A 12,150-nucleotide genomic window follows, 5' to 3' on the forward strand; every position below is an offset into this window, starting at 1 on the left:
TACGATGTAATCAACCGCTGACGACATGGTGTCGAACGCGGAAAGCCAATAAACATCGGAGGTCATCATGAAATCGCTCGTTTCCGCAGTCGTCGCCGCCGTCGCCCTGTCCGCCTCGTTCGGCGCATTCGCGCAAAGCACCGTGACCCGCGCCCAGGTGCGCAACGAACTGGTCCAGCTCGAGAACGTCGGCTACAAGCCCAGCCAGGCGAGCCCGCACTACCCGGCCGACATCGAGGCCGCGCAAGCCCGCGTGCACGGCATGGACAACAGCGGCCTCGGCTCGCAGCCGGCCGCGACCGTCGAAGGCGGCGCACCGGTCGTTCGCGCACAGACCCCGCGCGACTCGGTCTACTTCGGCCACTAAGCCGTTCGCTGCGCACGCCGCACGCGCAGCCCACCTATCCGACGAGCCCGTCCCGCGACCGGCTCGTCGCGTTCCGGCCGGCCGTCAGCGGTTGCCGCCCGACGCGACGCGGCCAGTCTCGTCAGGCACGCCGCCGCGGACCAGATCCTGATAGCGCACGCACACGCACTGGGCGGACGCCTTCGCCGCGTACATCGCCGCGTCGGCCTTGACGAGCAATTCCTCGGCCGACGCGCCATCCGCCGGAAACTCGCTGACGCCGATGCTCGCGCCGACGGCCATGCGCCCTTCGTCGAACTCCAGCTCCTCGGCCATCACGATCTGGATGCGCGACGCGACATCGCCGATCACCGCCGGTGAGCGCACGTCCGAAATCAGCACGATGAATTCGTCACCGCCGAGCCGCGCCACCATGTCGCCGCTGCGCAGCACCTGGCTCAACCGCTTCGCGACCGCGACGAGCGTGCGGTCGCCGGCCGAGTGCCCGTGCTGGTCGTTGATCTGCTTGAAGCGGTCGAGATCGACGAACATCACCGCCAGCCCCTCGCGCACCGCGGCCGCATGCCGGATCGCGGCATCGAGATGTTCCATGAACAGCAGGCGGTTCGGCAGGCCGGTCAGCGGGTCGTGACCGGCGAGGTGCGTCAGCTCCAGTTGCTTCGCGCGCAGCATTGCCATCTGCGTGCGAATCTCGACGCGCATGCTGTCGAAACAGCGCGCGAGCACGCCGATCTCGTCGGCCCGCGCAACCGGCAGCCGTTCGGCGGCCGGATCGTCGAACACGTGCGTCGCGGCGCGCGCGAGCGTCTGCAGCGGCCGCGTGATCGCACGCGCGAACAGGATCGCGAGGATCGCCGCCAGCACGCTCGATACGAGCACCATCCTGACGATCCGTTCGCCCAGCATGCTGGCCGGCGTGAGCACGTCGGCCAGCGGGCGGGCCATCCCGAGCACGACGAAGCGGTTGCCCTCGTCGTGCCCGAACGGCGTGCGCACGAACGCGAACATCTGTCCCGGCGCCTCGTCGGGCTGCGCGAGGCCATTGAGCGTCACGTTCGTGCGCCCGCTGTCGAACAGCGCGCGCGTGGCGGCAAAGCGATCCTGCATCAGCACGCGCCGGCCGCGATCGAAGCCGAACGTCTGCTCCGGATCGGGATGCACGAGAAAATCGCCCCACTCGTTCGCGAGATAGACCGCATAGTCGTCCGGCAGATCGCGTTCGAGCCGGTCGAACACCCGAGAGAGTTCAACGTCGACGACGAGCGCGCCGACCGTCTGGCCTGATGCGTCGACCACCGGCGTCCCCACGCGCAGGATCGGCAGCCCTTGCGCCGCATGCGCTCCCGTCTCGTGATTGATCGCGATCGGCGACAGGTAGATATGGCCGGGCGCCGTCGCGAGCGTATCGAATACGTAGGAGAACTGCCCTTTCTCCTGAAACGCGCTTTCGGGCAGCACGACGATGCCGCGCGCATCGCGATCGAGGCGAATGCGTTCGATCCCGAAATGCCCGCTCGCGATCAGGCGGATCTGCAGGTATTCCGCGTGATTTCTCATGAAGCTGTAAAACACCTGCTCGAGCCGCATGCGTCGCGTGTTGTCCGGATGGTCGGCGCCCGCGACGGACGCGGACGACGGCAACTGCGCGAGCACGAGCGCATCGTCGGCAACGTCGGCGAGCGCGGTCGTGAAGCGCTGCCCGAGCAGTTGCGTCGACATCAGCAGGCTGTGCTGCGCTTCCTGCACGAGCATCGCGCGGTTGGCGCGATACGCGTAGTAGCCGGTCGTGCCGGACGCGATCACGCCGATGCACGCGAACAGCACCGACAGCTTCGACGTGAGCCCAAGCCGGATCATTTTCCGAACCGCTCCGGCCGATCGCCCGACACGATGCGGCTCCACAGCGACTCGCGGCGCGCGATGTCCTCCACGGGCTGAAGCCACACGAGGTGCTGGTGACCGGTATCCAGGCCGCGCGGCCGCTCGAGCGTGTTCGCGAGCCCCTGACGCTCGGTCAGCAGCGCGCCGATCGCCGGTTCGAGCATGTAGTTGATCCATGCAAACGCGAGCTCGGGACGGAGCGCGCCGCGCGTGACGGCCCAGCAATCGAGCCACGCGAGCGCGCCTTCGTCCGGGATCACGTAGCCGACGTCCGCGCCGGCGCGACGCAACTGCTCGACCTGCTGCGTGCCGTAGTTGCCGAACATCAGCGCCGCGCGATGCTGGACGAACAGCGCGGTCGCTTCTTCAGGAAGCGTGTAGTACGTCAGCAGGTTGCGGCGCAGGTCGATCAGCTTGCGGGCCACGGCAAGCGTCTGCGCGGGCGACAGGTGGAACGGATCGGGATAGCCGAGCGCCAGTGCCGTGAACGAGAAATTGTGCTGCGCGCTGTTGAAGTCGAGCACCTTGCCGCGATAGCGCGGATTCCACAACTCGCGCATCGAGCGCGGCGCGGCCGGCACCTGCTTGCGGTCGTAGATCAGCCCCATCGACGAATACGTGAACGGGATCGCGTAGGACGCGCCGTCCTGCACGAGGCCGCCGATCGTCGCGAGCTGCTGGAAATTCGGTAATTGCCGCCGCCGGCTCGGGATGCGCGACAGGTCGATCGGCGCGAGCAGGTGTTCATGCGCATAGCGCTGGATCTCGGCCGTGTTCGCGGCCAGCACGTCGTACGGCGGCGGCGAAGCGCTGTGCATGCGCGTCCACAGCGCTTCGTCGGAATCGACCAGCGTCACCTCGACGCGCACATGAAACTGCGCCTCGAATGCGCTGACGATATCGCTGTCCGCGTAACCGGGCCAGGCCAGTACGCGCAGCACGTTGTCGTTGATGGTTTCGGGAGAGACGGCGAAGGCCGGCAGAACGGGCGCAAGCAAGCCCAACATCAAGATGACAAGCAGCGTCCGCACGGCGCCGCGGGCGCGCGCGCATGCACCGATTCCCCTGATCAGTCGGACCCCGCGTGAATCACCCCGCTGCATTCGACTGTCCTTTTTCGAGTCGATGCGATATCCCGCAACGAGACCATAAAACGCAGGGTCACGCAATTGGCACAAGCCGCACATCGCGCATGTTCACCGCCTCACGGCTGAATGCGACGCAATTAAATGGGGCCGCGAATACGCCAATACGAGAATCCGACCGTCAGCGCCAGGCCTGCGTGAATTCAGCGATCACGCGTGACAGGTGGGCGCGCATCGCGTCGCGCGCCCCGCCTGCGTCGCGCGCCATGATCGCCGCGAAGATCCGCTGGTGATCTTCCTGCGACGCCTCGCGCAGCGCGGCCGAGTGAAAGTGCTCCTCGATCTTGTCCCACAGCGGATCGCTGCGCGCGCAGTCCCACATCGCGGTGACCATGTGCAGCAGCACCGTATTGCCGGTCGATTCCGCGATTCGCAGGTGGAACTGGCGATCGGCCGCGTCGTATGCGGCCTTGTCGTTCATCTGCTCGCGCATCGTCGTCAGCGAGAAAAACAGGCGGTCGAGATCGGCATCCTTGCGTTCGGTCGCCGCGAGCGCCGCGACTTCCGCCTCGATCAGCCCGCGCGCGCGCAGCGTCTCGATCGGCCCCGGCCCGCGCGGCACGTCGAACGTCACCGGCCGCGCGGCATCGGCCGCCGACACGTAGATGCCCGAGCCGATCCGCACCTCGACGATCCCCTGCACCTCGAGCGCGATGATCGCCTCGCGCACCTGCGTGCGGCTCACGCCGAACTGGTCGGCCAAGCTGCGCTCCGACGGCAGCCGTGCGCCGGCCTCGAACGCGCCGGCGGCCACCATCGCGTGAATCTGCCGCGCAAGGCCGATATAGGAGCGGTCCGCGGCATCGGTGTCGCGGCTGGCGGGCAGGCTGGAAAAATCGGTCATCGAAAGGCTCGCAACAGGCTGGCCGGCGCCGCTGCGGCGCCGGATCGTCAAAATGGTACACCAATTTGGTTCGCAGCCGGTCCGGCCTGCCGGCCGGCCTTACCAGTCGTTTCCTCGGATGTCACGTTGACCGTCGTCCAGCCGGACAACTGGTAAACCACTATCCCGCGCAACTGGCATACCAATCATAATTCGCACACCGACGACGGGCCGGCACGCCGCCGCCCGATCGTCCGACGCATGAACCGCCAGCCAGGAGCCGCTCCAGTGAAGATGTCTTTCCGTTGGTACGGCGAGTCCGATCCGGTCTCGCTGCAATACATCCGCCAGATTCCCGGCGTCACGCACATCGTGTCCGCGATCTACGACGAACCGGTGGGCGAAGTCTGGCCCGTGCACAAGATCGACGCGCTGAAGGCGACGATCGAACGCGCCGGCCTGCAGTTCGACGTCGTCGAATCAGTGCCCGTGCACGAGGACATCAAGCTCGGCAAGCCGGGCCGCGACCGCCTGATCGACCACTACCGGCAGACGATCCGCCATCTCGGCGCGGCCGGCATCCGCGTCGTCTGCTACAACTTCATGCCCGTGTTCGACTGGACGCGCACCGAGCTGTCGAAGACGCTCGACGACGGCTCGACCTGCCTCGCGTTCACCACCGACGCGGTCGACCGGATCGATCCGAACGACGGCATCGCGCTGCCCGGCTGGGATTCGAGCTACCGGCCCGAACAGTTGCAGGCGCTGCTCGCCGATTACCGCGACGTCGACGAAAACGCGCTGTGGGCCAACCTCGAATACTTCCTGAAGGCGATCATTCCGGTCGCCGAGGAAGCCGGCGTGAAGATGGCGATCCATCCCGACGATCCGCCGCGCCCGATCTTCGGGCTGCCGCGCATCGTGAAGAACCGCGACGATCTCGCGCGGATCGTGCGTATCGTCGACTCGCCCGCGAACGGGCTGACGCTGTGTTCGGGCTCGCTCGGCGCGGGCCCCGAGAACGATGTCGAAGCGCTCGTGCGCGAGTTCGGCGCGATGGGTCGCATTCATTTCGCGCACATCCGCAACGTGAAGGTCGACGCGAACGGCGATTTCGAGGAAACCGCGCACCTGTCGAGCTGCGGCTCGCTCGATATCGCCGCGATCGTGAAGGCGTATCACGACACCGGCTTCACCGGCTACGTGCGCCCCGACCACGGCCGCATGATCTGGGGCGAGACGGGCAAGCCCGGCTATGGCCTCTACGACCGCGCGCTCGGCGCGGTCTACCTGAACGGCCTGTGGGAAGCGCTGGCGAAGTTCGACCGCGCGCCGCAAGCGTCTCGGTAATTCGCCCTTCGAGGCGGCCGGCGCAGCGGATCGCCGGTCGCCCGCCACGACATTCCGCGCGGAGACACCCCATGCCACGCATCCGATGGGCCATGATCCTGATGTGCTTCCTGGCCAACGTCATCAACTTCATCGATCGCGCGAACCTCGCGATCGCGGCGCCCAGCATCCGTGCCGACCTCGGCCTCGACGCAGTCGGCATGGGGCTCGTGCTGAGCGCGTTCTTCTGGACCTATGCGTTCCTGCAATTACCGGCCGGCTGGTTCATCGACAAGGTCGGCGTGCGCGTGAGCCTCGCGCTGGCCGTCGGCTGGTGGTCGGTGTTCACCGTCGCGACGGGCGCCGCGCGCGGCCTCGCGCAACTCGTCGGCGTGCGGCTGATGCTCGGCGTCGGCGAAGCGGCCGCGATCCCGTCGTTCGCGAAGGTCGCGTTCAACTGGTTTCCGCGCAGCGAGCGCGGCGTGGCCAGCAGCATCTTCGACAGCGGCTCGCGCGTCGGCTCCGCGCTGTCGCTGCCGCTCGTCGCGTGGCTGATCTCGATCGTCGGCTGGCGCGGGTCGTTCGTGATCACGGGCGGCATCGGCATCGTGTGGGCGCTGGCGTGGTGGTTCGTCTATCGCGACCCGGAACGCTATCGCACGATCGCACCGGACGCCGTCGATGCGCTGCTCGCGCAACGCGGCGCCCCGACGGTTGCGGCCGCAACCGACGGCCCGAAGGTGTCGTGGCTCGACCTGTTCCGCTACCGCACCGTGTGGGGGATGATGATCGGCCTGTTCTGCCTGAACTTCGCGATCTACTTCTTCATCACGTGGTTCCCGAGCTACCTGCTGCAGTCGCGCGGCTTCTCGCTCGCGTCGCTCGGCACGTGGGGCATGCTGCCCGCGCTGCTCGCGATTCCCGGCGGCTGGTTCGGCGGCTACGTGTCCGACAGCCTGTTCCGCCGCGGCTGGAGCGCCACCGCCGCGCGCAAGACCTGCCTCGTGCTCGGCATGCTGCTGTCGTCGTCGATCGCGCTGTCCGCGTTCGTCGAAAACGTGTGGGCCTGCCTCGGCCTGTTCGCGCTCGCGTATGCCAGCCTGTCGTTCGCCGGCGCCAACGTGTGGACGCTCGTCGGCGAAGTCGCGCCGACGCCCGCGCACGTCGCGTCGCTCGGCGGCATCCAGAACTTCGCGGGCAATCTCGCGGGCATCTTCATCACGACCTTCACCGGCGTGATGCTGTCGATCACGAAAGGCTCGTTCGTGGTGCCGCTCGCGGTGGCCGGCGCGCTGTGCGTGGTCGGTGCGCTGTCGTACCTGTTCGTCGTCGGCAAGGTCGAGCCGTTGCCGCCGCTGCCGCGCGGCAGCAGCGGGCGGAATGTCGAGCCGAACGCGGCCTGACGCAGCGGGACGGCGCGGCCGACACACCCGCGCTTTCCTTTTCGGGCCGCGCATCGGACAATGAGCCGCGTCCGCCGGCGCGGCGCCGCTCTGGCGCGCGTGCGGCGGCGAAGCGCCCGCCCACGCCGATGAAACGCTACGAAACCCTCGCCCATACGATCGCCGACGACATCCGCAACGGCAACCTCGCCGTCGGCACGCGCCTGCCGTCGCTGCGGCAGATCATCGCGCAACATGGCGTGAGCCAGTCGACGGTGTTTCGCGCGTATTACCTGCTCGAACAGTGGGGGCTGATCCGCGCGCGCGAACGCTCGGGCTACTACGTCGCACCGGGCGCGCAGCCGGCCACGAGCCCGGCAACGAAACGCCGTACGAGCCGCGCCGGCGCCACGCGCAAGGTCGACATCAGCAGCCTCGTGTTCTCCGTCCTCGATGCGGCCACGCAGCCCGGCATCGTGCCGCTCGGGTCCGCGTTCCCCGCGCCGCAGCTGTTTCCGCTGCCGCGTCTGGCGAAGTCGCTCGCGCAGGCCACGCGGCTCGTGAGCCCGTGGAGCACGGTCGTCGACCTGCCGCCCGGCAACGAGGCGCTGCGTCAGCAGATCGTGCGGCGCTATCTCGCCACCGGCATCTCGCAGCCGATCGACGAAATCGTCGTCACGAACGGCGCACTCGAAGCGCTGAACCTGTGCCTGATGGCGGTGACGCGGCCCGGCGACGTCGTCGCCGTCGAAGCGCCCGGCTTCTATGCGGCGCTGCAGGCGATCGAGCGGCTCGACCTGCGCGCGGTCGAGATTCCCGTCGATCCGCGCACGGGCCTCGATCTCGCCGCGCTCGCGAACGCGCTCGACCGGCACGACATCCGCGCGTGCTGGTTCATGACCAATTTCCAGAACCCGACCGGCGTCACGCTGAGCACCGAAAAAAAGCGTGCGCTCGTCGAATTGCTCGCGGCGCGCGACGTGCCGCTGATCGAGGACGACGTCTACGGCGAACTGCATTTCGGCCCGGACTATCCGCTGCCCGCACGCGCGTTCGACCGTCATGGCCTCGTGATGCACTGCAGTTCGTTCTCCAAAACGCTCGCGCCCGGCTACCGGATCGGCTGGGCCGCCGCCGGCCGGTTCGCGGAGAAGGTACAGCGGCTCAAGCTGATGACGACGCTGTCGGCCAGCATCCCCGCGCAGGCCGGCATCGCGAACTATCTCGAGCACGGCGGCTACGACCGCCATCTGCGCAAGCTGCGCGGCGCGCTGCACGCGCAGCTCGACCGGATGGACGACGCGCTGCGGCGCTGGCTGCCGGCCGGCGTCGAATGGGTGCGGCCCGAAGGCGGGTACTTCCTGTGGCTGGCGTTTCCCGACGCGATCGACGCGATGGAACTGCATCGCCAGGCGATCGCGCGCGGCATCAGCTTCGCGCCGGGCCCGCTGTTTTCGGCTGCACACGGCTTCGAGCGCTGCGTGCGCGTGAACTTCGGCCATCCATGGAGCCGCGACATCGAACGCGCGATCCGCGTGCTCGGCGAACTGGTCGCGCAGCCGTCGGTCCGCAAGGCAGGCTGATCGCGCAACGCGCGCGCCGCGCTGGCTGCGTCACGGCCATGCAGCCGATCGGCTCGCGGGTTACATTGCAGCTCCTGCCGCCCTTTCACGATTTCACATGAGCCCACTGCCTTACCTCGATCACGACGCGCTGCTGAAACTGACGGCCGACGCGGCGCACGTCACGCAGCCATGCACGTGCACGAAGACCTCGCTCGCCGGCTGGACGACCCTGCCGCTGTCGCTGCCGGACACGCAACTGATCGAAGTGGCCACGCTCGCGCCGCCGGGCGAGGCCGAGCCGACCTATGCGGAATATCATCCGGCCGGCACGCGCTATGCGTCGGACGACGCGCCGATCGCGCTGCGCCATTTCCCGTACAACCGCTGCACCGTCAGCCGCTGCCGTGCGTGCGGCCGCCTGTTCCTGCGCTACCAGGAAGGCGGCGGCTACTTCATCGACCAGCGCATTCGCGCGCTCGATCCGGCGCTCGTCGTCGACGCATGACCGCGCCCACGGGCATGCACGCATGCCCGGCCCGCGCCGGCGCCCCGCCGGCCATCTGCTGCGCCTTTTTCGTCCCGATCTGCTGCTTGTCCCGCCGCATCGCGTTCCCTACGCTGTCTTCCGTTGCCTGACATCCGTCGCAACGTCCTTCCGCGCCGCGCACCATTCGCCGCGGCGCCTCTCGCGTATCACGTCATGTATCGATATACCGATTTCGACCGGGCGCTCGTGCACAGCCGCGCCGCCCAGTTCCGCGACCAGCTCGAACGCTGGCAGCAAGGCACCCTCGGCGAGGACGCGTTCCGGCCGCTGCGCCTGCAGAATGGCTGGTACGTGCAGCGCCACGCGCCGATGCTGCGCGTCGCGGTGCCGTACGGCGAGCTGTCGAGCGCGCAGCTTCGCGTGCTCGCGCGGATCGCGCGCGACTACGACGTACCCGACGACGACGCCTACCGCGCCGCGTGCGACGCGCAGGCCTTGCTCGGCACGTTGCGCCTGCCGACCCGCAGCGCGCACTTCACGACGCGCACCAACGTGCAGTTCAACTGGATTCCGCTTGCGAAGGCGGCCGACGTGATGGACCTGCTCGCGACCGTCGACATGCACGGCATCCAGACGAGCGGCAACTGCATCCGCAACATTTCGTGCGACGAACGCGCGGGCGTCGCGCCGGACGAGATCGCCGATCCGCGCCCGTTCGCCGAAGTGATGCGCCAGTGGACGACGCTGCACCCCGAATTCGCGTTCCTGCCGCGCAAGTTCAAGATCGCGATCACCGGTGCGACCGAAGACCGCGCGGCGACCGACTGGCACGACGTCGGGCTGAAGCTCGTGCGCGACGACGCGGGCGCGCTCGGCTTTCGCGTGAGCGTCGGCGGCGGGATGGGCCGCACGCCGATGATCGCGACGCTGCTGCGCGCGTTCCTGCCGTGGCAGCACGTGATGAACTACATCGAGGCGATCGTCCGCGTGTACAACCGCTACGGGCGGCGCGACAACAAGTACAAGGCGCGGATCAAGATCCTCGTGAAGACCGAGGGGCAACGCTACATCGACGACGTCGAGGAAGAATTCCGCCAGATCGTCGTCCTCGACGGCGGCCCGCATACGATCCCGCAGGCCGAATTCGATCGCGTCGCCGCGTCGTTCGTCCCGCCGCGGCTGAAGCCGCGCACGCTCGACCTCGGCGACGCGAACGCGCGCGTCTCCGCGCAGGCGAGCCGTCATCCGGCGTTCGCGCGCTGGCTCGCCCGCAATGTCGCCGATCATCGCGACCCGGCGCTGCGCATCGTCACGCTGTCGTTCAAGCGCCGCCTGCAGGCGCCCGGCGACGCGTCGCCGGACCAGCTCGACGCGCTCGCCGATCTCGCCGACCGCTTCTCGGCCGGCGAGGCGCGCGTCACGCACACGCAGAACGTCGTGCTGCCGTGGGTACACGTCGACGACCTGTTCCCGCTGTGGGAAAACGCACGCGCGATCGGGCTCGCGAGCGCGAACGTCGGGCTGCTGACCGACATGATCGCGTGCCCGGGCGGCGATTTCTGCGCGCTCGCGAACGCCCGCTCGATTCCGGTCGCCGACGCGCTCGCCGAGCGCTTCGACGATCTCGACCGGCTGCACGACGTCGGCGACATCGACCTGCACATCAGCGGCTGCATCAACTCGTGCGGCCATCATCACAGCGGCCACCTCGGCATCCTCGGCGTCGACAAGGACGGCGCGGAGTGGTACCAGGTCACGCTCGGCGGGTCGGACGGCTCGACCGCGAGCGGCCCCGCGCGGCCGGGCAAGGTGATCGGCCCGTCGTTTTCGGCGGACGAAATCGTCGATGTCGTCGACGCGATCGTCAACGCGTATCTCGACGCGCGAATCGACGCGAACGGCCGCAGCGAACGATTCATCGATACGGTGCGCCGCATCGGCACGGAACCGTTCAAGGCCGCCGCGAACGCCGCGCGTCATCAGGAAGAGCCCGCATGAAGCACGAGACCTCGAACGCAACCGCACGCATCCGGTTGCTGACGCCGGCCGAGCATGCAGACGACACGCAGCAGCACGGCGCGACGACGCTGACGATCGGCAACGACGAGGAACTGCCGCCGCTCGCCGCACGCATCGCGCACGCCGAGCGCATCGACCTGCAGTTTCCGTCGTTCACCGACGGCCGCGCATACAGCCAGGCCTACCTGCTGCGCAAGCGCTACGGCTTCGCCGGCGACCTGCGCGCGACCGGCGACGTACTGGTCGACCAGTTGCTGCTGATGGAACGCACGGGGTTTTCGAGCGCGGTGCTCGGCGACGACACCGATCTCGCGGCCGCACGGCGGCAGCTCGACCGGTTTCCGGGCTTCTATCAGCGCGATGCGAGAACGACCATGCCGCCGCAGGACGCGGCAGCGCAGACAGGAAATTGACGTTCTCCTCTCCCTAAAGGGAGAGGATTCCCACATCTGGCGATGCACGTCCGCATCGGAGAATGTTCAGCGCAGCGTTGGTATCTCGATCATGCTCGGCACCACAGTCACTGCAGGCCCACTCTCTTATTCTCAGTCCCGCGATACCTTTCGGCCGCGCCGTGCTGTCTTGCGACCCGCACGCCGAACAGGACTGGGTGGAACCGCTTTCGTCGACTTCCTCGAACGTGGCCCCGTGCGCGATCGCTTTGTAGCGGAGCGTGTTTCGGAAGGACGACCAGGATGCGTCGTAGACGCTCTTCGCCATCCTGGTTCTGGCGAGTTTTGCGGCCGACACGTTGCCAACCGCGATGTAATCGAAGCGCCGCACCAGATCGAGCGCGAGCTTGTGCTGGAAGTCGGCGCGGGCATTCGCCACCTTGGCGTGCAGCTTCGCGATATGCCGCTTGTGCTTTCGCGCCCGTTGCGCTTTCGCCAGCTTGTCTGCCGCGTGTCGGCCGAATCGGTCGTTCGGCAGTTTCTCGCCCGTCGAAAGTGTGGCGAAGTCTTTCAGGCCGAGATCGATGCCGACACAGGAACGGATCGGTCGGGCCTGAACATCGGGTATCTCGATCACGATGTTGAGAAACCAGTTGCCGCGCGCATCCTGCGCAAAGTTGGTCCCGTCCTTGATCTTGCCTTCGGGAAGCGGTCGGCTGTTGAACACGCGAGACGTGTTGCCGGCGAAACGAAACGCGTC

At 67.8% G+C, this 12,150-nt stretch carries 11 protein-coding genes; 7 read left to right on the forward strand and 4 right to left on the reverse strand.

Features of this window, described 5'->3' with window-relative positions; translation table 11 throughout:
* Nucleotides 1-67 precede the first annotated feature (67 nt).
* Nucleotides 68-367, forward strand: coding sequence for a DUF4148 domain-containing protein (locus HWW87_RS33635; protein ID WP_175823913.1), 300 nt, complete (start codon nucleotides 68-70; stop codon nucleotides 365-367).
* Between the two features lie 84 nt (nucleotides 368-451).
* Here the strand turns inward: HWW87_RS33635 and HWW87_RS33640 are convergent, their stop codons facing one another.
* The 3 genes from HWW87_RS33640 to HWW87_RS33650 form a co-directional block, all read right to left on the reverse strand.
* Nucleotides 452-2,224: a GGDEF domain-containing protein gene (locus HWW87_RS33640; RefSeq protein ID WP_175823914.1), complete on the reverse strand. Its 1,773-nt coding sequence runs from the start codon at nucleotides 2,222-2,224 to the stop codon at nucleotides 452-454.
* Nucleotides 2,221-3,351 (reverse strand): extracellular solute-binding protein, encoded by a 1,131-nt coding sequence (locus tag HWW87_RS33645; protein ID WP_175823915.1) that lies wholly within the window; start codon nucleotides 3,349-3,351, stop codon nucleotides 2,221-2,223. The genes HWW87_RS33640 and HWW87_RS33645 overlap by 4 nt, the downstream gene beginning before the upstream one ends.
* A gap of 163 nt (nucleotides 3,352-3,514) precedes the next feature.
* A complete protein-coding gene (locus HWW87_RS33650; RefSeq protein ID WP_175823916.1) occupies nucleotides 3,515-4,237 on the reverse strand; it encodes a FadR/GntR family transcriptional regulator in 723 nt (240 codons plus the stop codon).
* A 267-nt stretch (nucleotides 4,238-4,504) separates the two neighbouring features.
* Here HWW87_RS33650 and uxuA point away from each other — a divergent pair, with 267 nt between their 5' ends.
* The 6 genes from uxuA to HWW87_RS33680 all read left to right on the forward strand — a co-directional run bounded on the left by uxuA (nucleotide 4,505) and on the right by HWW87_RS33680 (nucleotide 11,411).
* A complete protein-coding gene (gene uxuA, locus HWW87_RS33655; protein ID WP_175823917.1) occupies nucleotides 4,505-5,566 on the forward strand; it encodes a mannonate dehydratase in 1,062 nt (353 codons plus the stop codon).
* A 71-nt stretch (nucleotides 5,567-5,637) separates the two neighbouring features.
* On the forward strand, nucleotides 5,638-6,948 hold the full coding sequence (locus HWW87_RS33660) for an MFS transporter (protein WP_175823918.1): 1,311 nt from the start codon (nucleotides 5,638-5,640) through the stop codon (nucleotides 6,946-6,948).
* A gap of 128 nt (nucleotides 6,949-7,076) precedes the next feature.
* Nucleotides 7,077-8,510, forward strand: a complete 1,434-nt coding sequence (locus tag HWW87_RS33665) for a PLP-dependent aminotransferase family protein (protein ID WP_175823919.1) — start codon at nucleotides 7,077-7,079, stop codon at nucleotides 8,508-8,510.
* A gap of 97 nt (nucleotides 8,511-8,607) precedes the next feature.
* The gene (locus HWW87_RS33670) at nucleotides 8,608-8,997 is read left to right on the forward strand and encodes a hypothetical protein (protein WP_175823920.1); all 390 of its coding nucleotides are present in this window, start codon (nucleotides 8,608-8,610) and stop codon (nucleotides 8,995-8,997) included.
* A 195-nt stretch (nucleotides 8,998-9,192) separates the two neighbouring features.
* A complete protein-coding gene (locus HWW87_RS33675) occupies nucleotides 9,193-10,977 on the forward strand; it encodes a nitrite/sulfite reductase (RefSeq protein ID WP_175823921.1) in 1,785 nt (594 codons plus the stop codon).
* Nucleotides 10,974-11,411: a DUF934 domain-containing protein gene (locus HWW87_RS33680; protein ID WP_175823922.1), complete on the forward strand. Its 438-nt coding sequence runs from the start codon at nucleotides 10,974-10,976 to the stop codon at nucleotides 11,409-11,411. The genes HWW87_RS33675 and HWW87_RS33680 overlap by 4 nt, the downstream gene beginning before the upstream one ends.
* Nucleotides 11,412-11,424: 13 nt before the next feature.
* On the opposite strand, the gene HWW87_RS33685 is transcribed toward HWW87_RS33680, so the two are convergent.
* Nucleotides 11,425-12,150: RNA-guided endonuclease TnpB family protein (locus HWW87_RS33685; protein ID WP_175823923.1), on the reverse strand; the 726-nt coding region annotated here is incomplete at its 5' end.

This window comes from Burkholderia sp. BCC0419, assembly GCF_902830285.1.
GTDB lineage: Bacteria > Pseudomonadota > Gammaproteobacteria > Burkholderiales > Burkholderiaceae > Burkholderia.